Origin of the sequence: Acinetobacter sp. SWBY1, from assembly GCF_002946595.1 — a bacterium.
GTDB lineage: Bacteria > Pseudomonadota > Gammaproteobacteria > Pseudomonadales > Moraxellaceae > Acinetobacter > Acinetobacter towneri.
Genome location: NZ_CP026616.1, coordinates 2,850,500 through 2,875,211, shown reverse-complemented (window position 1 = coordinate 2,875,211; position 24,712 = coordinate 2,850,500). Strand labels below are relative to the sequence as shown.

Sequence of the window (24,712 nt, the reverse complement as noted above, 5' to 3'; positions counted from 1 at the left end):
TTGCTTTAGTTACAATACAAAATATGTTTTGATATTGGCTAAATATGAGCAATTTGAGAAAGTTATGGCGCAGCTAAAAGAAATTATTCAATGGTGTGATCAAACTTTAAATACACATGAATTTAAAGATTACGCGCCCAACGGTTTACAAATTGAAGGTAAGTCTGAAGTTCAAAAAATTTTATGTGCAGTGACTGCCTCTCAAGAGGCTATTGATGCTGCTATTGCCCAAAATGCAGACTTACTGTTGGTACATCATGGCTATTTTTGGAAAGGCGAACCTTACCCAATTACAGGCATGCGCGGTAAACGCATCAAAAGTTTAATCCAGCATGATATTTCTTTGGTGGGTTATCACTTACCGCTCGATTCACACCCAAGTCTAGGCAATAATGCTGCCATTGCTGAATGTTTGGCATTAGAAAATTTGCAAGCCCTAGACCCGAGTGAACGTCATCCTATTGGTAATATTGGTTTTTTAAAGCAAGCCATGAGCGCAACCGAATTTCGTGACTATCTCACAGCGCGTTTAGGCTTTAAAACCATTCATCTTCCTGCCGAAAAAAGTCAGATTCAAAAAGTAGGGTTCTGCACGGGTGCAGCACAAGATTTTATTGGCAAAGCGGCAGAACAAGGTTGTGATGCCTTTATTTCGGGCGAAGTCAGTGAACGCACCTATTATGAAGCCAAAGAACTAGGCGTGCATTATTATGCCTGCGGACATCACGCGACTGAGCGCTATGGTGTACAACGACTCGCAAAAGCTATTTCAGAACAGTTTAATATTGAGTATAGTTATTTTGAATTAAATAACCCAATTTAATACACCGTTTCACCCAACGATTTCACTCAAATGACATCTGTGTTTAACATAGTCTTTAGATGTATACATTCGAGTCTTATTCTGTATGGTTATTTATACCTAATGCGCAATTTGATCTCGAAATCTATTACAATAGAGCCACTTAATGTTAAAACCCAGCAAAATGCAAGGAATTGAAAACATGACAACCATTACTTTACCGGCTTTACCATACGGTTACGAAGATCTTGCTCCACACATCAGCAAAGAAACTTTAGAATTCCACCACGACAAACACCACAACACTTATGTTGTGAACCTGAACAACTTGATCGCGGGTACGGAGCTTGAAGGTAAAACTTTAGACGAAATCATCAAAGCAACTGCAGGCGATGCAGCTAAAGCTGGTGTATTCAACAACGCAGCGCAAGTTTGGAACCACACGTTCTACTGGAACTGTATGGCGAAAAACGGTGGTGGTAAAGCTACTGGTGCTTTGGCTGCTAAAATTGATGAAGCTTTCGGTTCTTACGAAAAATTTGCTGAAGAATTTGCTGCTGCTGCAACAACTCAATTCGGTTCAGGTTGGGCTTGGTTAGTAGCTGACGAAGTGAATGGCAAACTTTCTATTATGAAAACTTCAAATGCTGACACACCAATGGCGCACGGCAAAGTTGCAGTATTGACGATTGACGTTTGGGAACACGCTTACTACATCGACTTCCGTAATGCACGTCCTGTTTACATCAAAACTTTCTTAGAAAGCCTTGTAAACTGGGATTACGCAAATGCGAAATACGCAGGTCAAGATGCTGGTGTAGAAAAATAATTTCTATTTTTCTGTAGAAAAACTGCTCTTTATGGGCAGTTTTTTTATTTTTGCAGACGAAATGAATATTTATAAAGCAAACAATACATTTCTGATGATGAACGTGTTGACGACTTAAACTTTCATCCCTAAAATGCCCCACAGATTCTCCAATAGCTCAGTCGGTAGAGCGACGGACTGTTAATCCGCAGGTCCCTGGTTCGAGCCCAGGTTGGAGAGCCAATCTATTCTCCCATAGCTCAGTCGGTAGAGCGACGGACTGTTAATCCGCAGGTCCCTGGTTCGAGCCCAGGTGGGAGAGCCAAGATTCTAAAAATCCCACGCAGTATGACGTGGGATTTTTTTTTGCAATTTTTATTGTTTTTATAGTGGATATGATGTTCTAAACGAATGGAACAGGCCTCACTCTCCCCTTAAATCAAAATTAAAACCATACAGTGAAGATCGGGCTATCCCCTCTTGTGATGACTCTATTTTTTCGCTAACTTAGGTTCATCAACAACAATAAAACTTGAAAGCCCATGCAAGCGCCTTGGTTAAAATCCCTGATTTTTTGGACAATTCTGATTGTGGTGATTTTTGCAATTTTTCAATGTACGCAAAAATCTGAAAGCAATAAAACTGCTGCGACACTCATGTATGAACGTCTGTATCAATGCAGTCGTGATCTGAACGCACAACAACAAGCCACCTTAAAACAAATTCAAAGCCAAGTGAAAACAGAAATGACTCAGCAAGAGATGCTGCAATTAATTAACTTATGTCGTAAAACCAACCCACCACAGACACGCGAAGATTATATAAAAGCCATTCAAGCACTCTAAAAACTGCGTTGAAACAAAGCTAGATGATTATTTTTAAAGCAGTTAATCTATAATTACGGTTTTTTTTCAATTCCAGCTTGACCAAAAACAGATACCCACATAGAATGCGTGTCAGATTCTCCCATAGCTCAGTCGGTAGAGCGACGGACTGTTAATCCGCAGGTCCCTGGTTCGAGCCCAGGTGGGAGAGCCAAAATTCTTAAAAAACCCACGCATTATGACGTGGGTTTTTTATTCCTGCTGTTTAGGGTCTAACGACACCGCATCATCTATGTTTGAATCCAGTCAATCGACTTTCTTGCTTATTGGCAGCTTGGCTAGCCTTGCCCTGTTTATCTTAATTTTTAAGCAATTATTTTTCCCCAAGAAAAACTTTTATCCTAAACCGATGATGACTGCTTTTGAACGCAGAATGTTTATGCGTTTAAAACAAGCTTTTCCTGAGCATCACATCTTGGCGCAAGTGGCGTTTAGCGCATTAATCACCAACAACCACTATAAAATTCGTGCGCTGTTTAATCGTAAAGTGACTGATTTTGTGATCTTAAATGCAGAAATGCAGGTCATTGCAATTATAGAGTTAGATGACCCCTCACATATTGGCAAAGAACAGGAAGATGCAGAACGGGATGCAATGTTTCACGAGGCAGGTTATCGCGTTGTCCGATACACCGAAATTCCGAGTATCAGACAATTGCAATCAGATTTGAGCTGAAATCATCAACTCGATATTAAGGTGTAGCTTCTGAAGCGGCTTGTATCTGACTGGCCTGCTTCGCTTGTTGTTCTGCAGCTTCACGCGCTTCAATACGCGCAATAATTTCTGCCTGCTGTTGTTTATATTTTTCCTGATTTTTAGCATCACTATTAACTGCTAAAAATGCCATGCTAACCAAGAAAATAGGAATCAACAAACCTAAGCTTGCCAAGAAAATCATCTTTTTTAGGCTTGGCTTTTTTGCAGGTGCTTGCTGTTCAGACTGTGACATCATCTATTCCTAATTCAAACTTCAAAATGAGGCTCAATATATCAGAATAATGCTGATTGTGCTTTGTGCATAAGTACGCACGTTCTAATGCTCAGTTTAATTTTTAACAGCAAAAATTGATCAGCGATCGAATAAAAAAGCACCTGACCAAACTACCATCAGATGCTTTGCTCAGTTTTTTATCGCACAGAAATATTTACATTAAAGCCAATACAATTCCCACAAAAATAATCAGCCCTACCCAACGGTTATGACGAAATGCCCAAAAACAGCGTTGCGGGTCTTTATCTTTGGTTTTACTCCATTGGTATATAAAGTCTGCAACCACAACCAGTAATGCCGCTAAACCAAACGGAATCAGTAAATTTTCTAACCACAATGCCGTACCAATCAAAAGTACACTGCCCGCTTGCAACAATGAAATAATTTGAATGTCATAGCGACCAAATAAAATTGCGGTAGATTTCACCCCAATTTTCAAATCATATTCACGGTCTGTAATTGCATATTGAGTGTCATAAGCCACAGTCCACGCCAAATTGCCAAAATACAATAACCAACAAGTAAGATCAGGCGTTGCACCTACAGCGGTATAAGCCATAGGGATAGACCATGAAAATGCCGCTCCCAAGAACACTTGCGGTAAATGAGTGTAGCGTTTCATAAATGGATAAATAAACGCTAAAAATAATGCCCCAAATGACCAATAGAAAGTTTCAATTGGTAAAAATAACAACATGGCTGCGCTTAGTGCAACCAAACCTAAGAATACATAAATGGCTTCTTTGGCACTAATCACACCCGTGGCTAAAGGACGTGTTTTGGTACGCTCTACATGACCATCTACCTTACGGTCAGCAAAGTCATTAATGGCACAGCCTGCAGCGCGCATAAAAATTGTGCCCAGAATCATAGGGATTAATATCCCGATAGACGGCATGCCCTGATTAGCAATCCACAAGGCCCACATGGTTGGCCAAAACACCAGTTCTGTGCCAATCGGTTTATCGAAACGACACAAATAATAATATGCTTCTAAACGCTCACGCCACGTGATCTGCTGTACCAATGCCATACCAATCTCGTATCTTAATGTTGTTGAATAAATTGCTCAAAACGCGGTAAAAAAGTTTCTTGGACAATAAATTTACAGCCATGCCAAGTATAGCAACTCTGTCGTGTCCAGCCTTCATCGAGCAAAACCACACGCCTTTGACACAACGGATTGGTACGCTGAAATAAAAACCAGCCAATGGGTTTATTGCCAATATGCTGAAATAAACGGGCTTTGCTTTGCAAACTTAGAATCGGAAAAATACTTTTGGCTTTGACCCATGGCTGTTCATCACACCCATATAAATAGCTTTCACGCACCCATGAAGTGTGCCAATGTGGCATTTGCATCCACTGGGCATCTTGTAAATTTAAACGCTGAAAAGATTGCTGCAGTGGTTCAACTTTAAATTGTCCGCCTGCGAGCTGAGTCAGTTGTTGGGTCAAAGAACCTGCTGCATATAGCCATGTTTTTAATTCAGAAGGCAGATTTGCCTGCTTGGGAAAAATAGGCTGTGTTCGCATGTTCCGCCACCTTAACAAGATAGCCTAGTGTAGCCCAAATTTAGGCAAAGTTTTGTGACCGATGGCGCAATTCCCTGCAATTATCCAAAAAAATTAAGCGAATTCTTATATTTTGATAAAATCCATGCCAATTCAAAACCATGATTGCACCATCTAAAACAAAAAACCCGCCGAAGCGGGTTTTTCAAATTTAAGATTTTTGATGTATTACAAGCTGTAGTACATATCAAATTCAACTGGGTGAGTGGTCGTGTTCAAACGACGTACATCTTCAGTTTTCAATTCGATATAAGCATCAAGCATGTCTTTGGTGAATACACCACCTTTTAATAAATAGTCGTGATCTTCTTTCAAAGCATCAAGCGCCATTTCTAGGTTGTGTGCCACAGTTGGGATTTTTGCTTCTTCTTCAGGCGGAAGGTCATACAAGTTTTTATCTGCAGCTTCACCTGGGTGAATCTTGTTTTGAATACCGTCAAGACCCGCCATCAACAATGCCGCAAAACCTAAGTACGGGTTCATCATTGGATCAGGGAAACGCGCTTCAATACGTTTGCCTTTCGGGCTAGACACGTAAGGAATACGAATAGATGCAGAACGGTTACGCGCTGAGTAAGCCAACATAATTGGTGCTTCAAAGTGCGGTACTAAACGCTTATATGAGTTGGTCGATGGGTTAGTCAACGCGTTCAAAGAGCGGGCATGTTTGATAATACCGCCAATGAAGTACAACGCCATTTCTGACAAACCTGCGTATTCATCGCCTGCGAATAAGTTTTTGCCATCTTTAGAGATAGACATGTGTACGTGCATACCTGAACCGTTATCGCCTACCATTGGTTTAGGCATAAAGGTTGCAGTTTTTGCATATTGATGCGCAACGTTCCAAACTGCATATTTGAACTGTTGCACTTCGTCAGCCTTACGCACCATAGTATTGAAGCTCACACCAATTTCTAACTGGCAAGATGCAACTTCATGGTGATGTACTTCTACACGACCAGGCCCCATGATTTCTTCAATTTTTGCACACATATCTGCACGCATATCTTGAGAAGAATCTACTGGTGGTACTGGGAAATAACCGCCTTTCACACGTGGACGGTGACCTGAGTTACCAGCTTCGTAGTCTTTACCTGTAGACCATGCAGCTTCTTCAGCGATTAATGTGTGGCGCGCGCCAGACATATCGATGTCCCATTTTACTTCGTCAAATACAAAGAATTCTGGTTCTGGGCCAAAGAAAGCAGTATCACCAATACCTGTCGATTTTAAATATTCTTCAGCACGGCGAGCAATAGAGCGTGGATCGCGGTCATAGCCTTGACCTGTCGATGGTTCGATAACATCACACGTTACAACCACTGTTGGTTCTGCAAAGAACGGGTCAATAAAACCTGTGTTGGCATCTGGGCGTAAGATCATGTCTGATGCTTCGATTCCTTTCCAGCCTTCAATTGAAGAACCATCAAACATTTTACCGTCTTCAAAGGTATCTTCATCGATACTGTCTGCAGGATAAGTTACGTGCTGCTCTTTACCCTTAGTATCTGTAAAGCGGAAATCGACCCATTTTGCACCACTTTCTTGGATGAGTTGAAGGACCTTGTTCGCCATGCTCATTTTGCTCCGATGTTTTTTGTTGCACCCGAAAGTGCGTGTTAGTAGTTGGCAGTTATTAAGCAATTAGCGTACCAACTTTTAAAAGCAAAGCTAAAACCATGAATTCCGTATGAGAATACATCATTTAAAAAAATTACTTTGTCGCTATTATACTGTCAGAAATACGATTTGCACCATATTCAAACACTGTTCATTTAATTTGATTTAAAACTGCAAAACATAGCACCATTTTAGTGCATTTATGTTTTATTTCTGTTGAATTGTAGATCAAAAAATAGCTCAAACTGTATCTATGCAAGTATTTTGCTGTGCCGTACTTTCATTGAGCAATGCAAATTATTCAACAATATTAAACAACACTTTATTTTTTATTGAGCAAAAATAATAAGATCGTTTAAAAATCCTAAATCTGTATTCTTTTCGAGCAAGCTGATTGAAAATACCTTTACTACACATTTGTATTTTCTATCGATGTTTTGCAATCAAACTGCCTGACGTGAACCGCTAATAACATGCGCCATGATGCTACTTTTTAGCGCATTTTTTACGTTATCTATAAGTGTGAAGCTAAAATATGACTGCTGAATGACCCTGCTTGATCAAGTGATCATTTCTTTCAGATCAAACTTGAACAATGTGTAATAAGCTTTGAAAATCTATGAACTGGTGAATGCGCTGATAAGCTTTAACAGGGATTATCATATAAATAGTCCGCAGAAAATGCTTATTATTTGCTATGATGATAAGTGCTTTCTTATTCCACCTTCTTTATCGACAAGAAAAATAAAGTCCTTTCTCATTATAGGCGCAGGAATAAAGCAAATTATCTCAGACTCTTTAGCACTTAAAGTGTTCAATTTTCAATAGGTTAGCTCATGCTTTTAATGATCGATAACTATGACTCTTTTACCTACAACATCGTCCAGTATTTTGGCGAGTTAAATCAGGAAGTAAAAGTCGTTCGTAATGATGCCGTGACATTAGAAGATATTGAGCGATGGCAACCCAAGTATTTGGTGATTGGCCCAGGCCCTTGTTCTCCATCTGAAGCAGGGATTTCTATTCCTGCCATTCAGCATTTCGCAGGCAAAATTCCGTTACTGGGCGTGTGTTTAGGACACCAAAGTATCGGACAAGCCTTTGGTGGAAACATTGTGCGCGCTAAAACCGTGATGCATGGTCGTTTATCGGATATGTACCACAGCAACACAGGTATTTTTAGCAATCTGCCTTCACCATTTTCTGCAACCCGTTACCACTCTTTGGTGATTGATCAAGCAACCTTGCCAGATTGTCTGGAAGTGACATGCTGGACCAAAGAAGCAGATGGTTCGATGGAAGAAATTATGGGCGTGAAGCACAAAACTTTGCCTGTTGAAGGCGTGCAATTTCACCCCGAATCGATCCTGAGCCAACACGGTCATCAAATCTTTAAAAACTTTTTGGAAATTTACGCATAATGAGCGAGTCAAATCACATGAATATTCAACAAGCACTCAACCATATTACAAAACAAATTCACCTGACTCAGCCTCAAATGGAAGATGTGATGCGCGCGATTATGTCGGGCGAAGCAACAGACGCTCAAATTGGTGCATTGATGATGGGCTTACGCTTAAAAGGCGAAAGCATTGATGAAATTACTGCTGCTGCACGTGTAATGCGTGAATTTGCCATCAAAATTGATGTCAGCGATATTCCTTTTCTCGTAGATATTGTTGGTACAGGTGGCGATGGTCAAAACCTATTTAACGTATCTACCGCCTCTTCCTTTGTCATTGCAGCTGCAGGTGCAACCATTGCCAAACACGGTAACCGTGGGGTTTCAACCAAATCAGGCTCATCTGACTTACTTGAGCAAGCAGGCATTAATCTTGACTTAAACATGCAACAAACTGAACGCTGTATTCGTGAAATGGGCGTAGGTTTCTTGTTTGCACCGAATCATCACAAAGCCATGAAATATGCGGTTACCCCGCGTAAAGAGTTGGGTATTCGCAGTATTTTCAACTTGCTTGGGCCATTGACTAACCCTGCGGGTGTAAAGCGTTTTGTCATTGGGGTGTTTAGCAATGAATTATGCCGCCCGATTGCAGAAGTGATGAAACAGCTCGGTGCTGAGCATGTCATGGTGGTGCATTCTAAAGATGGTTTAGATGAAATTAGCCTTGCTTCGAGCACTTATGTTGCAGAACTCAAAGATGGTGAAATTACCGAATGGGAACTTACCCCTGAAAGCGTGGGAATTGAATCTCAAACTTTAACAGGACTGATTGTAGAAAACTCTGCTGAAAGCTTGAGTTTGATTAAAGATGCTTTAGGCAAAAACAAATCAGATAAAGGCGAAAAAGCGGCCAATATGATTGCACTCAATGCGGGTGCGGGTATCTATGTTTCGGGTCTAACTACAAGCTACAAACAAGGTGTCGCTTTGGCACATGACATTATTTATGGTGGACAAGCTTTGGAAAAAATGGGCGTGTTGTCTGAATTTACCAAAACGCTCAAACAGTACGAAGCATAAAGCAAATCAGGAAGGTGCATCATGGTGGATATTAGCAATACCATTTTAGGTAAAATTGTAGAACGTAAAAAAGAAGAGTTTGCCGAGCGTTTAAAACAACGCAGTTATGCAGACCTAGAACAATTGGCACGTGCAGCAACACCTGCACGTGGCTTTGCACAAGCCTTGCATAACAAACGCCCAGCGGTGATTGCGGAAATTAAAAAAGCATCACCATCTAAAGGCATTATTCGTGAAAACTTTGACCCTGCCGAAATTGCACAGCAATATGAAGCCGCAGGCGCAGCCTGTTTATCTGTGCTGACTGATGTCGATTTCTTTCAGGGTGCAGATGAAAATATTCAGATTGCCCGTTCACACTGTAACTTGCCTGCTCTGCGTAAAGATTTCTTGATTGATCCGTATGGTGTGGTGGAAGCACGTGCCTTACATGCAGACTGTGTGTTATTGATTGTATCTTGCTTATCTGACCAACAGTTGGAAGAAATGTCGGAAACGGCTTTTGAACATCACTTAGATGTGTTGGTTGAAGTGCATGATGAAAATGAATTGGAACGTGCTTTGAATCTTTCAGAGCGTTGTATTTTAGGGGTCAATAACCGAAATTTAAAAACCTTTGAAGTCGATTTAAACACCTCATTGCGTTTAAAAAACTTGTTGCCGCCTGCGCGTTTATTGGTCACTGAAAGTGGTATCGCCACACCAGAAGACGTCCGTATGATGCAAGACCATGAGATTCACAGTTTCTTGGTCGGTGAAAGTTTTATGAAACAAGCACGTCCTGACCATGCCTTTACGGCACTGTTTGGTCAGCCTGAAAATCTATAATCCAATTTGAAATACCATGAGTAAACATGATTCTTCGCTTTCTAAAGAACAGTACAATTTACTAAAATCTTTTAAAAAGCAAATCACTCAGCCTCATACTTCAAGCATTGCCAAGCCGTCTGAACCCAAAGTTCAGACGCCTGAGCAACAACAGGAAGATGATCTCGCATTGTTTCGTCAGCAAATGCAAGGCGTTCAAAAAATGGACGCAGGCAATATTGCAAAAATCGAACACACTGCCAAGAAAAAACCAGATGCCCAAACGCTGGCCAAACGTGCAGCAGCCATAGGCCCTATGGAAACCGATGATACCTTGCTGTCCGATACGCAAGCCATGCTTAACCCTGTGGGCAGCCAAGCTTCGCTGAGCTATCGCATTGCAACTTTGCAACATAAAGTCTTTGAAGATTTAAAAGCAGGCAACTTACGCTGGTTTGAAGCTGTTGATTTGCACGGTTGTACGGTAGAAGAAGCGCGGGTAGCCGTTTTGCAAATCATTCAAATGGCTAAAGATGAAAACCAGAACGTGATTAAAATTGTGCATGGCAAAGGCCCTGAAGCCATTTTAAAAACTTATGTAAATGGCTGGCTGCGTCAGCATCGTGATGTTTTGGCTTTTGTGAGTGCGCCTGAAAAACAAGGTGGCACTGGTGCAGTTTTAGTGTTGCTTAAACGCAGCGAAAAGAACCCAAAGTTTAAACAGTAATCGGTTTCATCTTTTAAACAAGGCATTGCAATAGTTTTCTGTTACAATGCCGACCTTGTTCAATATCAGTGTAAGTGAACACGTCTTATGTCTATGCAGCAATCCTACGCAAACATCCTAACCGCCGTTGGTGAAGATCTTAATCGTCCAGGTCTAAAAGATACGCCGATGCGTGCTGCTAAAGCTTTTTCGTATTTAACTTCGGGCTATAGCCAAACCTTAGCCGAAGTGACCAATAATGCCGTATTTCCATCCGACAACCGTGAAATGGTCTTGGTGAAAAATATTGAGTTCTACTCACTGTGTGAACATCATTTATTGCCATTTTATGGTCGCGTGCATATCGCCTATTTACCTGAAGGTAATGTTTTAGGCTTGTCTAAATTTGCCCGTATTACCGAAATGTTTGCACGTCGTTTGCAAATTCAGGAAAATCTGACTCAGCAAATTGCGGAAGCTGTGGCTGAAGTGACCAAAGCACGCGGTGTTGCTGTGGTGATTGATTCAGCCCATATGTGCATGATGATGCGCGGTGTAGGCAAACAGGAATCGACCACACGTACCGTATCTTTTGTAGGTGACTTTAAAACAGATAAAGAAGCCCGTCGTGAATTTTTAAGTGCGGTGCCTGAGAGTTTTTAAATTGTGGCTAAGTTCCTCAATCAAATAAAAAATCCCGAAATTTATGTTCGGGATTTTTGGGTTTTAGATTAAAAAATTAGCTTGATACATCTTCAGATTCAACCTACAGACACATTGTTGCGTCCATTATTTTTTGCCATATACAAGGCTTTATCCACTTCTTCAAAAAAACGTTGATAGTCTGGATGCCCATCATATTCATGCACACCTATACTAATGGTAAAGTTAAATTCTTCACCTGTTGATGTTTTTAATGTGGCTTTTTCGACACGTTTACGAATATTTTCAGCGACTACCAAGGCACGATCAATGGTGGTATCAATCTGTAACAGTAAAAATTCTTCGCCGCCAATTCGGAAGGCATAGTCACTGCCTTTTGCATATTGCAAAATCACATCAGCTAAAAACTGTAATGCATCATCTCCTGCTGCATGTCCATAACGGTCATTGATTGATTTAAAATGATCGGCATCTATCGCCAACAATGTTAAAGGCGAATTATTTTTTCGTGAAAAATTAATTTCACGGGACACGATGGTATTTAAATAACGGCGGTTGAGCAGTTGAGTTAAGGCATCATTGCCTGAATTGATATATTCAGACACCTGAAAAATTTGATCGACTAAATGCAAAATTTCACGATTCTTGGCACGAATGGATTGAATCATTTCAATTGCCTGTGCCTGACTTTCACATTGACCAATTTTCTGAATTAATTCATCCACCTGATAAATAAATTCAGTAATAGTTTGTACTTGTTCCGAACTTGAAAATGCATAAGCCGCTTTATGAATAAACCATAAACCAAATTCTGTTTTAGATAAAATCGGTTGCGTCATTTTGGTGTGATCGGACACCACCTGAAACATCAGTTCATTTTCCCAATCCAGCAAAGTTCCGCGTTGTCGATCTTTGTGCACGGCAACATCTTGCATGGCAGAAAATAAGCGATAGGTATGTTTCATATCATTATGTACTTCGACCTTCATTTCATAAGATCGGCACATAATTTCTGTGGCAAAGCATAAAATTTGGCTTAAATAATTAAACTGATTTAAGTTGCTATTGGCTTCTGTTGCAAAAAACTCAAAAGCCTTTTTTATAATAACGCGCACACCACGAATAATCAGCCAAGATGGAATTTGTACACGTGCATGCACATCGCCCACTTTAAATTGCTTTTCTACAATCTCGTTATAATTGTGTTGAAACGGAACTTCAAAACTGGAAATTAGCCACTGATATAAAGAGTTTTTTAAGCGATTCTTCACCATCTCTGCAGACAAAAATTCTGTCGCATGTTCTTCAAGCAACATTTGCTGATAGAACTCGATCACAAAATCTTCTGCATGTGCTTGAATAAACTGGAATGTCGCTTGCAAATCTTCTGGCTTAAATTGCTCGCAAATTGACTTCCATTGCTCTGCAAGCTCATGCGTACACTCTTGATACATCCACAACAACCCAGCCAAAAGAAACTGCTAAATTTTAACGGGTTTCACCAGCAACTCAACTTGTTTAGCTGGTTTTTTACAATTCAGTATAAATTCAACAGCTCTTTAAAAAAAATGCACATAGCCTAAACTGGTCTTGTTCCAGTCCTGTTTGTCCTGTTGTTGATATTCCCAACCCAATCGCAACACATGCTGCGGGTTGAGTACATATTGCAACTGGCTGTTCAGCTTAAATTGCCATTGGTGACGTTCTTCCCAATACGGTAATTCAAGCTGAACCAAACTATTCATGCGTGCTGACCAGATATTTTGACAACCCAGTGTTGGGCCAATTCCAACACGCCAGCCTTTGTCTAAAGCCTTACCCGCTTGCACATGATTTTGAATTTGCACATAACACAAATGTTCACGCGCTTGATTAGCCACGCTATAACCAAACTGGGTCTTGATGCTCATCACGCCATGCTGCTCAGTTTCACTAAAAGTTCCGTGTGAATTCAGGGCTTCTTGCTGCCAACCCAAATTAAAGCCCCAACTAAGTGGTGTTTTAAATGCGGTCATTGGGTTATAAGAGTTCACCGAGAGTAAATCTAACTGATTCAGTTTTAAGCGGTCTTCACGATATTGCACAGAAGCTTCTAAAAAGTTGAGTTGCGTCCCTGTACGAAAACCACCTTGCGGATCAAGTAAGTCATGGTAAGCCTGTCGATGACTCAACTCTACAAAATGCTCGCCTTGCACCTCGCCAGTACGCACAGCAAAGCTTCGTGCATGATGCCCCTGCACAGGATCGACCTGAGGGCGTGCGACATCCTGACGTTGTTTTTCTAAATTGATCTGACTTCTTAAACTCAGAATTTGTCTCAGTCGCGGTTGTGCAATTTTGGCTTCAATTTTGCGTCCAATCAGTTTCAGATACAAATCGTCATAAGCCATTTCCAGAATTTTAGCTTGATCGATTTGGCTGTGATTTTGCAAAACTGCCGCCACATTTTCAGGTTCTGCTTCGGCCACTTGATGGGCAGTTTTTGCCAACGCTGTGCCATGTTGTCTAGCTTGCGCCAATAACTGAGTTTCCAAAGCAGGACGATAGACAACATCTGCCACTAAATTTTCCTGCTCTACAGCTTTTAGTGTTTCAATTGGAATAGATGCGACTCTAAACTGCTGCTGTAAATTCAGCTCAGGGCGCACCAAATCCATTAAACCCAATAAGCGATAGGCACAATTATCACTGATAAAATAATACGGAAATTGCACATGCTTCATTTCCCAAATGTGCTGCACTAAAAATGTGGTTTCCTGCTCATTCAGTGCCAGTTCATATTCCCACAAATCTCGGCTTTCTAAATCGCCATATTCTTTTACTTTGCGGTAATACGGCATCAGTGAATATTCACCCGGATATTGCCCTGTAAGTCCTTTCCATGCATAAGACCAACCTTCGCTGCCCGTTACCGTTGCTGCATAATTGACAGCATAAGAAATTAAATTCAGTTGTTTTTGATCTTTTGGGTCTAAGCGCAATAAAGTATGCCCAAACATAGAACTTGGATTGCCCATAAAGTCTGTGGCATAAATCAGCACTGCTTTATAAGGTTTAATTTGTCCAATCCATTCGTCCAATTCAGGACATTGCACCTGTGCCAAATCTTGTTGAGGAATTTGTAATTGTTCAATTAACCAGCGGCTACGTGCAGGAAATTTACACTGCACCGATTGATTGGCAGGCGCTGTTTCAAATAATGCCTGCACATTGCGAAGTAACTCTTGGTTTAAATTGCTTCCGCCTTGTTCCGACACAAAATAGCCTGCATATTGCACTTCACTTTTGCCTTGCTGCGCATACATTAAACGCTGCCAAGTCACCTGTTCTGCCAAGTGTAGGTCTTTGGCTTTTTGCACATAATGTGCGGAAGATATTGCTAATTTATTTGTATTTTGTACTGTAGAAGTGGCTGTAAGTGGCTGAATCTGTATTGGAGATATTTCAGGAGATAACGCAAAAACCGTAGGAGATAAAAAAACTAAACTACTTAAAATAATGGATTTCATGGACATTTTATAAATTTTATATACATATTCAGGCTTAAACGTATTCTTGTGCTATAAAAAAGCCCTGCGAATAATGCAGGGCTTTATTCAAACTTAAACGTATGCTTTTAAAACGTCATCATTCGCCATCACGCTCTGTAAAGATGCCAATACTTCTAAAGAAGTCTGGTTTTCTGCAGAATAAATAGATGCAAAGTTTTGCTTAGAAACCGCAAAGAAATGTGCTTTATCTTCTGCTTTAATGCTTAATAATTCAGCCAATACGTTCAAGCTTTCGCCTTCACCAACTGCCATATCGCGTGCCAATGTTTCAGCATTTTCATTGGTAAATGTCACAACTTGTGCAGTTACTGTACCTGTACCGCTACAACCTAAAGTACCAAATGTGATACCAAACAATTGGTTTGCAAAAATACCGTTTGTAGTTGCTGCTAAAATTTTTGCAACTTTGCCAGACTGACCTGCCCAAACTTGAGAACCGATACCACAACCTGCATCACGGTCTGCAAATGCTGCTGTAGAACCCACTGCCAAGACAGCAGCCAATGCTAATTTTTTAATCATCGCCTTACTCCAGAGATTTATTATTCGAAAAATTATGCTTCGAATCGTTATTCTTTATTGCTATGTGTAATTTTTATTACACTATTTTAAGATAGCGAGATGTCACTCAGAAGGCAAAACATTTATCACAAAATCAGGCATTATTTTTGTGCATTTTTGTAGCGTCGATTGGTTTTTAGCTTAAAGATTGGTCTTAAATTTGAAAATAGATTTTAGTGTTGAAGATAGCATTTAGATTTACAGCTGCTGTTGATCATCAGTTTTCAGTGTCCACTGCCCTTCTGCATCGCGATAACCCAAAATTTTCATGACCAGAACCAGACTCAGTAACAGCAATAAATACCAAGAACCGAGTTTGCCCCAGCCGACCATGTGCCACGCATCGACCTGACTTGGATACAACCATATTTGATAAAAGGTGCTAATGTTTTCTGCGACCCAAATAATAAAAGCCAAAAGCATCAATACAGGCAACATTGGCAGTTGTAATTGAGACCGTTGTAATTGAAAACGAATTTTGGTTTTCCAGAAAATCACAACGCTCCACGCAAACAAGCCATAACGAATATCGGGGATAAAAAACTTGCTCATGAAGTTGATGTACGACAACACTGCCAAGGCCATCATATTGCTAAAAGTCGGCAAATTCCGTAAAGATACCCGATACAAACGCAAAGAACGCGCAAAGAAACTGCCAACTGCAGAATACATAAAGCCTGCAAAAAGCGGTACGGTCATAATTTTAAAGACAGCAGGTTGAGGATATTGCCACGATGCAATTTGTGGATGAGTTAAAAAAATTTCCATGATCATCGCTAAAATATGAAACAAAGCGATGACTTTGGCTTCTGCCCAAGATTCCAGTTTTAAATATAAAAGACAAACTTGAATAATTAAGGCATAGAATAATAAATAGTCGTAACGGAAAAATCCGAAATATTCCTGACTGCCCATTGAAGCAGTCAGGGCAAATGCAATCAGCAATAAAATTCCAAATAAGGCAGCCGAAGCTGCCTTAGTCGAAAACTCAACTCCTGACTTTAGCCATGTTATCCACATGATGTGACAACCTGACTGAAGCTGAGATTACACCGATACATCTACAAATGATCCATCTATATCATTGTGCGATTATAGATATTTGGCACTGTATTCATGAACCGTGTCGATAAATACTTTAGGACGTTCAGGGTCTACCCACTGGGTAATACCATGCCCTAAGTTGGCTACATAACCTGTTTTTTCACCATTGGCATAGGCATCATCTAGCATCGCACGTGTTGCTTTGGCAATTGCTTCAGGTGAACCGTACAAAGTGGCTGGGTCTAAGTTACCTTGCAATGCGGCACGACCACTCACCGTTTGACGTGCGACATTTAACGGTGTTGTCCAGTCCAGACCAAAAGCATCTGCACCTGTTGCAATCATTGGCTCCAGCCATTGACCGCCACCTTTGGTAAATAAAATAACAGGGATTTTACGTCCATCTTTTTCACGTTGCAGACCTGACACAATTTTCTGCATATAGTGGAGTGAAAATTCAAGATATTCACGATGGGCCAATGCACCGCCCCAACTGTCAAAAATTTGTACTGCCTGTGCACCTGCATCAATTTGTGCATTTAAGTATTCGGTCACTGCATCGGCCAGACAGTCTAATAGTGCATGTAAAACTTCAGGCTGTGCGTACATCATGTTTTTGGTGAAACGGAAATCTTTGCTTGAACCACCTTCAACCATATACGTTGCCAAAGTCCATGGACTACCTGAAAAACCAATTAAAGGCACTTGTCCGCCCAAAGCAGAACGAATGGTCGATACTGCATTCATGACATAGTCTAAGTCTGACTTGGCATTAAATTTAGGTAAATTGGCAACGTCTTGCTCGGTACGCACCGTTTTATGAAACTTTGGCCCTTCGCCTACTTCAAAATACAGACCTAAGCCTAATGCATCGGGTACAGTTAAAATATCTGAAAATAAAATCGCAGCATCTAATTCATAACGACGCAAAGGCTGTAAAGTCACTTCACAGGCAAATTCAGTATTTTTGCATAGAGAAAGAAAATCTCCTGCCTGCGCACGTGTAGCACGATATTCTGGTAAATAACGTCCTGCCTGACGCATCATCCATACGGGCGTGCAATCTACTGGCTCACGTAATAAGGCACGAAGAAAACGATCATTTTTTAAGGTCGTCATTTACTTTCCCAACTCATTTTCAATCTTGCAGCCATCATATCAAAAAGGTTGAAGTTTTAATAACTTCATTTCTTGCTCGTCTTTTCAGCCTATTCTAAGTGTTCAAATTCAGCTTACGTTTATGTGAAATACATCACACAAACAAAAGTCACTGTAAAATTGGGGTTATCTTGCATATTTACACAAAACAACTACTGCATCTCCTTAGTTTTTCTGCAATACTTGGCTAGTTTTTATCTATGTAAATGAATAATTCTCAAGGTTGAATTACATGTTGGTTCGCACAATACTCGCAATGAGTTTAAGTTGCATTTTTGCAGGGACTACTTTTGCTGCATCTACTGCTGAACAACCGTTAAATCCACAAGTGATTAGCAATACCGCTATTGAAGATCCGATTGATCCTTTAGCGACAGAAGCATCGGCTGCACAAAATAATCTAAATGCAACAGACACTGCTATTACGCAACAAGAACAAAATGATTTAAATAAGGCTTCAAAAACCTTAGATGATCTACACAAAACTGAAGATACCACTGCCGATGTAGGCACTGCACCAACAAAAAGCTCTGCAAGCCAAACTGCTACATCCAACACAGCAGCACCAAAAGCTTCATGGACTTTAGATGGTTTAAATAATGCCACTTGGTATGAAAATATTGGTAAAGGTCAGTTCCCTGTGTATGCACGTGCACACGTGATGCTGAACAATTCACATGCTTCTCCAGGTGCAATTGATGGCACTAGTGGTAAGAACACCCTAAAAGCAATTGCATCATTCCAGCAAATGAATGGCATTAGCCCAACGGGTATTTTAACCAAAGAAACTTGGGATGCGTTGGTTGCACGTCAAGGTTCACGTCCTGCATTTGTAGAATACACGGTTACTGAAGCGGACTTAAAAGGTCCTTATGCGAAATCTATTCCGCATGACTATGCAGAACAAGCCAAAATGAAAGGCTTGTACTACACCCGCGTAAGTGAAATGTTAGGTGAAAAATTCCACATGGATGAAAATTTCTTAAAGAAATTAAATCCGAATGCAACATTTAATAAAGTGGGTGAAAAGTTATTGGTGACCAACGTTCGCAATGACTTACCTGAAGACATTCACCTGATTGTGGCGCACAAAGGTGCAAAACAACTGTATTTGTTCAACAAACAAAACCAAATGGTCGGCTCATTCCCAGCAACCATTGGCAGTGCAGATACTCCATCGCCAACAGGTACTTATAAAGTGACAGGTGTTGCACCAAACCCATGGTACAGCTATTCACCAAGTAACTTTATTCAGGGCAAAAACTTAAAACCGCTGTCTTTACCACCAGGCCCTAACGGCCCTGTGGGGAATATCTGGATTGGTTTAAGTAAAAAATCATTCGGTATTCACGGCACACCAAACCCATCGACCATTTCAAAAACAGCGTCGCATGGTTGTATCCGTTTAACCAACTGGGATGCAAACGATTTAGGTCGTAAAGTACGTTCTGGCGTGACTGTAAAATTCCTTGAATAATCAGTGATCGCTTTAAACCGCAAAAGACCCACGTTTTTACGTGGGTTTTTTAATGCCGCGATAAAACTCTAAAATGTCTAGGTTCTGCAAAAAATCTACACATGTTGCAATTTTAGAACGGCATGTTGCAGTTCGCCTCTAGGTCGGCTGCGGTGAAAAGATTAAGATTAGTTCAAGTTAAAAAAATGATAGGAGCATTATCATGAATGCTTATTTACACCGTAGTGAAGATCGTGGTCATGTGAAAATGGGGTGGTTAGACACCAAACATAGTTTCTCTTTTGGTAATTGGTATAACCCGAAATATATGGGTGTTAGTGCCTTACGTGTCATTAACGATGACCGTATTGCCGCACATAATGGTTTTGGTACTCACCCACACGACAACATGGAAATTTTGACTTGTGTATTAAGTGGTGCGATTTCCCACCGCGACAGCATGGGCAATGAACGCCATATTACTGCAGGTGAATGGCAGTTAATGAGCGCAGGTACAGGCGTTCAGCACAGCGAAATTAACAATGGTGATGAAGAAGTACACATGCTGCAAATTTGGATTCAGCCGAATGTACGCGATGCAGAGCCGACGTATCAGCAAATTCAACGTGACCCAAATACAGCACCCAACCAGTGGCATTTAATTGTCGGCCCGAATGACAATGCCCCAATGCACATTCGTCAACAGGCAGAAGTAAAAGCAGCTGTTTTAGAAACTGGACATCGTTTAGAAGTTACAGCAACACAAGCGGTAAACTATGTGCATGTAATTCGTGGTGAAATCAGCATTGGTGAGCAGACCGTGAAAGCAGGCGATGCCTTGTTATTTGCTGATGATGCCGTGATTGAAGCAAAGCAAGACAGCCAATTTATTTGGTTTGATTTACCAAAACAGTAACTGCTTATTTTGAGTAGTGCCTGTAAATACTTTTAAGTTACCCTCTTGCCCTCTACTACAGAGGGCTTTTTTTATGGCTATAGTTGCTGTTTTCAGTTTTTAATCATAACTTTTAGTCACAATGATGACCTTACACTGTTGTCTGTAAATACGCTGCGATTTGCGCTGCCACATCTCGTGCTGTTCGGGAAACGCCAATTAAAGTTGCCGATGCTGCACCAGTCCAATCACCATAACCGACCAACCACAAATTTTGCTGTTGTAGCGCTCGATTTTCTGACACATCGACTGTACCGTGTGCATTGACCACACCCAAACTTTGCAAATGTGACACTGCTGCCTTAAAACCTGTACACCAAATAATGGCTTCAATTTCCTGTTCACTTCCATTTGCCCAAACTGCAGTATGTTCAGTTAAATAGTCAAATGGCGGCAGACCATGCAATACATTGCGTTGCCGTGCATCTTTGACACTTGGAATCATCACAATATCCCCCAAACCGCCAATCGGTTGTTCTATACTGCGACCTTCCTGCTGGGCTTTTAAGCGCTCCGTGGCACGTAAAAATAAAACCCGTCCATCTACATCATCGGCTAAAAAACTTGGCGGTTGCTGTGTAACCCAAAAAGTTTCGGCCACTTTAGACACTTCTGCCAAAATTTGTGCGCCTGAGTTACCCCCGCCGACAATCATGACTCTTTTGCCCTGAAAAGCATTGGCATTGCGGTAATGAGCCGAATGAATTTGTGTGCCTAAAAAGCGTTCGCGTCCTGTATAAGCAGGAATAAAAGGCTGACTCCACGTTCCAGTAGCACTCACAGCGGCTTTGGCTCGCCAGCTTTGCTGTGCCGAACACACAATTAAATCATTGCCTTCCTTCAGGACTTTTTCGACCTGCACAGGACGCAGCACAGGAAATTGATAGCGTGTTTCATACGCTGTTAAATAGTCAATCACTTCTAATCGTTTCGGATATTCCTGTTCGGTTTTTGGCATTAACCAGCCGGACAAAGAACTCCATGTATTTGGAGAGAACAGCTGTAAAGAATCCCACGCATGTTGCCACGCACCGCCCGACTGCGTTTGATTATCCAAGATCAGAAAATTGATTTTTTGCCGTTTTAAAAAGTAAGCCGTGGCCAATGCTGCTTGTCCGCCACCAATAATAATTACATCGGCATCCATTATTTGATTCAAAATGGCTCTCCTGCTCGCAATACGCACCCTGTTGCTATGCCTAATCTTAGCGCATAAGTGCAACACGTGAGAGATTAAAAATTCAGTCCACCAAACTCAACTTATGGAAGCACGTAATTAGAAGCAAGCCATCTTGAAAAATGATGCTGCAAAAAAGACAAGTCTTTCAACTTGACTTTGTTTTGTAAGATAGCTTGATGTGCAACACTGCAGAATCAGGTTCGGGCTTTAAAAAGCCCAAACCAATTTCAAAGTCGAAGAGTGTCCTTCAGGACGATGTTCCACTTCGGTTTCTTTCAAAAACTTTGCTTCCAAAGACCAATTATCACGTTTGTATTGAATCGCGGGACCAAAAGATAGAGCCTGTCCTTTATTGCCAATACTGACACCATTCACTTCATCATCTGTGGTTTGTTTAAATACATAACCTTCGAGTGCCAATTTGACTTGATCATTCAATTGATAACCGATTGCATAATCTCCAGCGAAATAATCCCCCGACTGATAATTTGTGTCGTCATTTTCACTGTTGAAGCTATAAGACATTTTGGTGGAAAACTCCCAACCTTGCGGCTGCAAATAAGAATACGCAAAGATAGGACGAATGGTGTTGTAGTTCTTACCTAAGTTGGCAACTACAGGACGTTGTGGATTGGCATCTTCATAATCGCCTGTTGCGAGCACACCTTCTAAAGCAGCTACACTGTGATGATTGCCTTTATGCCAACCCAACATGCTGCCAATAATCAAATCGCCCAAACCACTGTTAGAGTCTGACATGCCCATCACATTTAAACGCAAATCGACCAAAGGCTGTGCAGCATATAAACCCAACTGACCGCCTGCAATGTGTTGGGGGGTCATCCATACCAAACGTGGAATATAGACATTCACATCGGCATGGAAATTGTCTGGGCCGTCTTTAAACTCACTGGCATGATAGTTCTGATAGTAGTTGAGTAAGTATACCCCAGCTGGTGGTAAAGCCCCTGCTGCAATGCCTTCTGCGCCTAATCCAAATGTATCTAAACCGTTTTCTGTTGCATTGACGTGTGTCGCCATGACACCCAAAAGCATGAGTGCCCAAATTTTGTTATTCATAGAACATCCTATTCAATAGAAATTTTGATGAAGTCTGCCTGCTGCGCCTGAATCATTCATGCGCGAACAGCCGACTTTTAAGGGCAGCATCAACAAAGAACTTGCTGATGCTGTATTAGCGAACGTGTTAAAACTTTGTGTTTTAAGGTGTGGGATTAAGCACTTGCACGACGACGTTCAACTTCAGTCGATGGTGCATTTGCAGTGTCTTTGACTAATTCAAAGTTAAAGGTGATGTGCTTAAATGGTTTGTCTAAACCACGGCGCTGAATTTCTGCAGCATCGGTCACATCTACCGCTGTTGCAACCAGACCTTCACGGGTCGCAAATGCGAAGTCATCCCACAGGTATTGATCACCTTCAATGTTAAATTGCGTAGTGAGTTTGCGGTAACCTGGTGCAGAAATGAAGTAATGCACGTGAGATGGACGGTTGCCATGACGACCTAGTTTGTTTAATAAAGCTTGAGTCGTGCCGTCTGGTGGGCAGCCATAACCGACTGGCATGGTCGTTTGCGCCACATATTTACCATTGGCATCACTGAAAATAGTACGGCGTAAGTTAAAGTCAGACTGAGATTTATCAAAGAATGAATAGTTACCTAAACCGTTGGCATGCCAAACTTCGACTTTGGCATTTTCAATGATATTGCCATTGGTGTCAGTGACTGTACCTTCAATAATTAACGTATCTAAATGGTCTGATTCTGAACCATCATCCATACGCGCAAAACCGACTGATTCAGGCGCACCTGCAACATAAAGTGGCCCTTCAATGGTACGTGGTGTACCGCCTGTTACGCCTGCTTTAGCATCGGCTTCATCGGCACGTAAATCTAGATAATGTTCTAAACCCAAACCTGCTGCAAGTAAACCAAGTTCATTGGCTTTGCCTGCATCGGTAATATATTCCAGACCTTTCCACACTTCTGAAGGCTGAATGTCTAAATCTTCAATGGCTTGAAATAAATCTGCCACTAAACGCACCACTATTTGCTGCACACGCTGATCGACAGGGCGTGTAGCGGTGTCTACGTTCATTTCCTTCACTAAAGTATCAATTTGTTGACGGTCCATGTAACTCTCCTTGGCTATTTTGGCTTTGCTGGTTGTCGCATTGCTATTTTGGCTTTTGACACTGCCTTACTGTGTTGATGATGGTGTCAGTGCTGAGCTAAATGCCTCAACACTGACCGACTTCCTTGGAAACTTTTTATCTATTGCAATTCGATAGGCTCAGTACAATATTGCAGCACCTATCCACTTTTAAATATGTGTTAAATATGTTTAAACAATGCTGAACGTGACTGACCACTTGCACCATCGGCAGCACTCAAGAAGCGTTCAGTGTGAATATCACGTTCAAACAAACGGCTTTGCATTAAGGTCGAAATTGCTGCATCAATCATGACTGGTGGGCCGCATAAATAGGCTTTGTGTCCACCGCAACGCTGCTCAAAATAATCGGCAACCGCTTCATGCACATAGCCTGTAAATCCTGTCCAATGGTCTTCTGCTTTAGGTGCATTTAATGCAGGAATGTAGCGGAAGTTTGGATAGTCTTTGACTAACTGCTCAAACAGTTCTCGGTTATATAATTCCGCAACATCACGCGCACCTTGGAATAGGTAAATGGTGCGGGTATCACCCGACTCTAGTAAGTCTAAAATCATAGATTGCGGGCTAGATAAACCTGAACCACCTGCAATAAAAATCGCATCCTGATCATCCGATTTACGTACAAAGAATTGTCCGTATGGCCCTGAAATTTCCAGTGCGTCGCCTGCCGCAAGCTGCTCATGCACATAGGTCGTAGCACTGCCGCCCACAACATGACGAATATGCAATTCAATAATGCCTAGTTCGCTTGGTGCATTGGCAATTGAGAAGGCACGAGTGCCTTCAATACCCGGGAATTGCACGTTAATGTATTGCCCTGCCTGAAACTCCATCGGGCGGTCTAACTGCAAGCGCACACCTTTAATGGTTGGAGATAAGTCCTTTACCTCAAGGACTTTGGCCAGATAATCCTGAACCAAATATCCCAAGAAATCTGGGTCTTCATCAACATCGGCTTCAATGGTCATGTCTGATTCAGGCTTACAGCAGCACGCCAACACTTTGTGTTCTTCACGTTCCAAATCCATCAGCGCGAAAGGTGACGCTTCGCCGATATCATAATAACCATCGGTGACTTGGACTTTACAAGTGCCGCAAGTGCCATGCCCACAAGCAAATGGCAACCACACGCCTTGACGTAACGCGGCATCTAAAATGGTTTGATCTTCTTCAACCTCAATGGTTGTGCCAATTGGCTCAATTGTGACTTGATAGCTCATCTGCGACCTCCTGTCTTGTACTTACTGACTGTGCTTTGCTGTCT

General features: G+C 41.4%; 24 protein-coding genes and 3 tRNA genes. 14 read left to right on the top strand and 13 right to left on the bottom strand.

Features of this window, described 5'->3' with window-relative positions:
* Positions 1 to 64: 64 nt before the first annotated feature.
* The 7 genes from C3Y93_RS13870 to C3Y93_RS13840 all read left to right on the top strand — a co-directional run bounded on the left by C3Y93_RS13870 (position 65) and on the right by C3Y93_RS13840 (position 3,170).
* Positions 65 to 823, top strand: a complete 759-nt coding sequence (locus tag C3Y93_RS13870; protein ID WP_004971895.1) for a Nif3-like dinuclear metal center hexameric protein — start codon at positions 65 to 67, stop codon at positions 821 to 823.
* A 181-nt stretch (positions 824 to 1,004) separates the two neighbouring features.
* Positions 1,005 to 1,631 (top strand): superoxide dismutase, encoded by a 627-nt coding sequence (locus C3Y93_RS13865; protein ID WP_026438302.1) that lies wholly within the window; start codon positions 1,005 to 1,007, stop codon positions 1,629 to 1,631.
* A 146-nt stretch (positions 1,632 to 1,777) separates the two neighbouring features.
* Positions 1,778 to 1,853: transfer RNA gene (locus tag C3Y93_RS13860), tRNA-Asn, on the top strand.
* A 6-nt stretch (positions 1,854 to 1,859) separates the two neighbouring features.
* Positions 1,860 to 1,935, top strand: a tRNA-Asn gene (locus C3Y93_RS13855).
* Positions 1,936 to 2,152: 217 nt separating this feature from the next.
* The gene (locus C3Y93_RS13850) at positions 2,153 to 2,455 is read left to right on the top strand and encodes a hypothetical protein (protein WP_004971899.1); all 303 of its coding nucleotides are present in this window, start codon (positions 2,153 to 2,155) and stop codon (positions 2,453 to 2,455) included.
* 117 nt (positions 2,456 to 2,572) lie between these two features.
* Positions 2,573 to 2,648 (top strand) — tRNA-Asn (locus tag C3Y93_RS13845).
* Between the two features lie 78 nt (positions 2,649 to 2,726).
* The gene (locus C3Y93_RS13840; RefSeq protein ID WP_004971902.1) at positions 2,727 to 3,170 is read left to right on the top strand and encodes a DUF2726 domain-containing protein; all 444 of its coding nucleotides are present in this window, start codon (positions 2,727 to 2,729) and stop codon (positions 3,168 to 3,170) included.
* A gap of 16 nt (positions 3,171 to 3,186) precedes the next feature.
* Here C3Y93_RS13840 and C3Y93_RS13835 read toward each other — a convergent pair whose 3' ends face one another.
* The 4 genes from C3Y93_RS13835 to glnA form a co-directional block, all read right to left on the bottom strand.
* Positions 3,187 to 3,444, bottom strand: a complete 258-nt coding sequence (locus C3Y93_RS13835; RefSeq protein ID WP_004971904.1) for a hypothetical protein — start codon at positions 3,442 to 3,444, stop codon at positions 3,187 to 3,189.
* 196 nt (positions 3,445 to 3,640) lie between these two features.
* Positions 3,641 to 4,519 (bottom strand): 4-hydroxybenzoate octaprenyltransferase, encoded by an 879-nt coding sequence (gene ubiA, locus C3Y93_RS13830; protein WP_104853203.1) that lies wholly within the window; start codon positions 4,517 to 4,519, stop codon positions 3,641 to 3,643.
* A gap of 14 nt (positions 4,520 to 4,533) precedes the next feature.
* A complete protein-coding gene (locus C3Y93_RS13825; protein WP_004971911.1) occupies positions 4,534 to 5,022 on the bottom strand; it encodes a chorismate--pyruvate lyase family protein in 489 nt (162 codons plus the stop codon).
* 207 nt (positions 5,023 to 5,229) lie between these two features.
* Positions 5,230 to 6,645 (bottom strand): type I glutamate--ammonia ligase, encoded by a 1,416-nt coding sequence (gene glnA / locus C3Y93_RS13820; protein ID WP_171287402.1) that lies wholly within the window; start codon positions 6,643 to 6,645, stop codon positions 5,230 to 5,232.
* 875 nt (positions 6,646 to 7,520) lie between these two features.
* Here glnA and C3Y93_RS13815 point away from each other — a divergent pair.
* From C3Y93_RS13815 to folE, 5 genes are all read left to right on the top strand, one after another.
* On the top strand, positions 7,521 to 8,105 hold the full coding sequence (locus C3Y93_RS13815) for an anthranilate synthase component II (RefSeq protein ID WP_004971915.1): 585 nt from the start codon (positions 7,521 to 7,523) through the stop codon (positions 8,103 to 8,105).
* 17 nt (positions 8,106 to 8,122) lie between these two features.
* Positions 8,123 to 9,169 (top strand): anthranilate phosphoribosyltransferase, encoded by a 1,047-nt coding sequence (gene trpD, locus C3Y93_RS13810; RefSeq protein ID WP_104853302.1) that lies wholly within the window; start codon positions 8,123 to 8,125, stop codon positions 9,167 to 9,169.
* A 21-nt stretch (positions 9,170 to 9,190) separates the two neighbouring features.
* Positions 9,191 to 9,997, top strand: coding sequence for an indole-3-glycerol phosphate synthase TrpC (trpC, locus tag C3Y93_RS13805; protein ID WP_104853201.1), 807 nt, complete (start codon positions 9,191 to 9,193; stop codon positions 9,995 to 9,997).
* Between the two features lie 16 nt (positions 9,998 to 10,013).
* Positions 10,014 to 10,703 carry a Smr/MutS family protein gene (locus C3Y93_RS13800; RefSeq protein ID WP_104853200.1) on the top strand — a complete coding sequence of 230 codons (690 nt, stop codon included), beginning with the start codon at positions 10,014 to 10,016 and terminating at the stop codon, positions 10,701 to 10,703.
* A gap of 93 nt (positions 10,704 to 10,796) precedes the next feature.
* Positions 10,797 to 11,345, top strand: coding sequence for a GTP cyclohydrolase I FolE (gene folE / locus C3Y93_RS13795; RefSeq protein ID WP_171062567.1), 549 nt, complete (start codon positions 10,797 to 10,799; stop codon positions 11,343 to 11,345).
* 98 nt (positions 11,346 to 11,443) lie between these two features.
* On the opposite strand, the gene C3Y93_RS13790 is transcribed toward folE, so the two are convergent.
* The 5 genes from C3Y93_RS13790 to hemE form a co-directional block, all read right to left on the bottom strand.
* On the bottom strand, positions 11,444 to 12,799 hold the full coding sequence (locus C3Y93_RS13790) for a diguanylate cyclase (RefSeq protein ID WP_104853199.1): 1,356 nt from the start codon (positions 12,797 to 12,799) through the stop codon (positions 11,444 to 11,446).
* 105 nt (positions 12,800 to 12,904) lie between these two features.
* On the bottom strand, positions 12,905 to 14,854 hold the full coding sequence (locus C3Y93_RS13785) for a DUF4105 domain-containing protein (protein WP_213064879.1): 1,950 nt from the start codon (positions 14,852 to 14,854) through the stop codon (positions 12,905 to 12,907).
* Between the two features lie 93 nt (positions 14,855 to 14,947).
* A complete protein-coding gene (locus C3Y93_RS13780; RefSeq protein ID WP_104853198.1) occupies positions 14,948 to 15,418 on the bottom strand; it encodes a DUF3015 family protein in 471 nt (156 codons plus the stop codon).
* Between the two features lie 237 nt (positions 15,419 to 15,655).
* Complete coding sequence (locus C3Y93_RS13775; protein WP_104853197.1) at positions 15,656 to 16,477, bottom strand: DUF817 family protein; 822 nt, start codon at positions 16,475 to 16,477, stop codon at positions 15,656 to 15,658.
* 72 nt (positions 16,478 to 16,549) lie between these two features.
* Positions 16,550 to 17,620, bottom strand: coding sequence for a uroporphyrinogen decarboxylase (gene hemE, locus C3Y93_RS13770; RefSeq protein ID WP_104853196.1), 1,071 nt, complete (start codon positions 17,618 to 17,620; stop codon positions 16,550 to 16,552).
* 271 nt (positions 17,621 to 17,891) lie between these two features.
* Between hemE and C3Y93_RS13765 the strand changes: the two genes are divergently transcribed.
* Entirely contained in the window at positions 17,892 to 19,136 is a 1,245-nt protein-coding gene (locus tag C3Y93_RS13765; RefSeq protein WP_004971948.1) for a L,D-transpeptidase family protein, read from the top strand.
* Positions 19,137 to 19,338: 202 nt separating this feature from the next.
* Positions 19,339 to 20,031 (top strand): pirin family protein, encoded by a 693-nt coding sequence (locus tag C3Y93_RS13760; protein WP_104853195.1) that lies wholly within the window; start codon positions 19,339 to 19,341, stop codon positions 20,029 to 20,031.
* 130 nt (positions 20,032 to 20,161) lie between these two features.
* Here C3Y93_RS13760 and C3Y93_RS13755 read toward each other — a convergent pair whose 3' ends face one another.
* The 4 genes from C3Y93_RS13755 to C3Y93_RS13740 form a co-directional block, all read right to left on the bottom strand.
* Positions 20,162 to 21,217 carry an ArsO family NAD(P)H-dependent flavin-containing monooxygenase gene (locus C3Y93_RS13755; protein ID WP_416224615.1) on the bottom strand — a complete coding sequence of 352 codons (1,056 nt, stop codon included), beginning with the start codon at positions 21,215 to 21,217 and terminating at the stop codon, positions 20,162 to 20,164.
* 240 nt (positions 21,218 to 21,457) lie between these two features.
* The gene (locus C3Y93_RS13750; protein WP_004971953.1) at positions 21,458 to 22,330 is read right to left on the bottom strand and encodes a SphA family protein; all 873 of its coding nucleotides are present in this window, start codon (positions 22,328 to 22,330) and stop codon (positions 21,458 to 21,460) included.
* A gap of 155 nt (positions 22,331 to 22,485) precedes the next feature.
* Positions 22,486 to 23,406, bottom strand: coding sequence for a catechol 1,2-dioxygenase (gene catA / locus C3Y93_RS13745; protein WP_004971957.1), 921 nt, complete (start codon positions 23,404 to 23,406; stop codon positions 22,486 to 22,488).
* A 200-nt stretch (positions 23,407 to 23,606) separates the two neighbouring features.
* Positions 23,607 to 24,668 carry an NADH:ubiquinone reductase (Na(+)-transporting) subunit F gene (locus tag C3Y93_RS13740; RefSeq protein ID WP_104853193.1) on the bottom strand — a complete coding sequence of 354 codons (1,062 nt, stop codon included), beginning with the start codon at positions 24,666 to 24,668 and terminating at the stop codon, positions 23,607 to 23,609.
* Positions 24,669 to 24,712: the final 44 nt, after the last annotated feature.

Coding starts and splice junctions, on each gene's coding strand:
- C3Y93_RS13870 (WP_004971895.1), top strand. CDS start 65: ATGGCGCAGCTAAAAGAAATTATTCAATGGTGTGATCAAACTTTAAAT.
- C3Y93_RS13865 (WP_026438302.1), top strand. CDS start 1,005: ATGACAACCATTACTTTACCGGCTTTACCATACGGTTACGAAGATCTT.
- C3Y93_RS13850 (WP_004971899.1), top strand. CDS start 2,153: ATGCAAGCGCCTTGGTTAAAATCCCTGATTTTTTGGACAATTCTGATT.
- C3Y93_RS13840 (WP_004971902.1), top strand. CDS start 2,727: ATGTTTGAATCCAGTCAATCGACTTTCTTGCTTATTGGCAGCTTGGCT.
- C3Y93_RS13835 (WP_004971904.1), bottom strand. CDS start 3,444: ATGTCACAGTCTGAACAGCAAGCACCTGCAAAAAAGCCAAGCCTAAAA.
- ubiA (WP_104853203.1), bottom strand. CDS start 4,519: ATGGCATTGGTACAGCAGATCACGTGGCGTGAGCGTTTAGAAGCATAT.
- C3Y93_RS13825 (WP_004971911.1), bottom strand. CDS start 5,022: ATGCGAACACAGCCTATTTTTCCCAAGCAGGCAAATCTGCCTTCTGAA.
- glnA (WP_171287402.1), bottom strand. CDS start 6,645: ATGAGCATGGCGAACAAGGTCCTTCAACTCATCCAAGAAAGTGGTGCA.
- C3Y93_RS13815 (WP_004971915.1), top strand. CDS start 7,521: ATGCTTTTAATGATCGATAACTATGACTCTTTTACCTACAACATCGTC.
- trpD (WP_104853302.1), top strand. CDS start 8,123: ATGAATATTCAACAAGCACTCAACCATATTACAAAACAAATTCACCTG.
- trpC (WP_104853201.1), top strand. CDS start 9,191: ATGGTGGATATTAGCAATACCATTTTAGGTAAAATTGTAGAACGTAAA.
- C3Y93_RS13800 (WP_104853200.1), top strand. CDS start 10,014: ATGAGTAAACATGATTCTTCGCTTTCTAAAGAACAGTACAATTTACTA.
- folE (WP_171062567.1), top strand. CDS start 10,797: ATGCAGCAATCCTACGCAAACATCCTAACCGCCGTTGGTGAAGATCTT.
- C3Y93_RS13790 (WP_104853199.1), bottom strand. CDS start 12,799: ATGTATCAAGAGTGTACGCATGAGCTTGCAGAGCAATGGAAGTCAATT.
- C3Y93_RS13785 (WP_213064879.1), bottom strand. CDS start 14,854: ATGAAATCCATTATTTTAAGTAGTTTAGTTTTTTTATCTCCTACGGTT.
- C3Y93_RS13780 (WP_104853198.1), bottom strand. CDS start 15,418: ATGATTAAAAAATTAGCATTGGCTGCTGTCTTGGCAGTGGGTTCTACA.
- C3Y93_RS13775 (WP_104853197.1), bottom strand. CDS start 16,477: ATGTGGATAACATGGCTAAAGTCAGGAGTTGAGTTTTCGACTAAGGCA.
- hemE (WP_104853196.1), bottom strand. CDS start 17,620: ATGACGACCTTAAAAAATGATCGTTTTCTTCGTGCCTTATTACGTGAG.
- C3Y93_RS13765 (WP_004971948.1), top strand. CDS start 17,892: ATGTTGGTTCGCACAATACTCGCAATGAGTTTAAGTTGCATTTTTGCA.
- C3Y93_RS13760 (WP_104853195.1), top strand. CDS start 19,339: ATGAATGCTTATTTACACCGTAGTGAAGATCGTGGTCATGTGAAAATG.
- C3Y93_RS13755 (WP_416224615.1), bottom strand. CDS start 21,217: ATGGATGCCGATGTAATTATTATTGGTGGCGGACAAGCAGCATTGGCC.
- C3Y93_RS13750 (WP_004971953.1), bottom strand. CDS start 22,330: ATGAATAACAAAATTTGGGCACTCATGCTTTTGGGTGTCATGGCGACA.
- catA (WP_004971957.1), bottom strand. CDS start 23,406: ATGGACCGTCAACAAATTGATACTTTAGTGAAGGAAATGAACGTAGAC.
- C3Y93_RS13740 (WP_104853193.1), bottom strand. CDS start 24,668: ATGAGCTATCAAGTCACAATTGAGCCAATTGGCACAACCATTGAGGTT.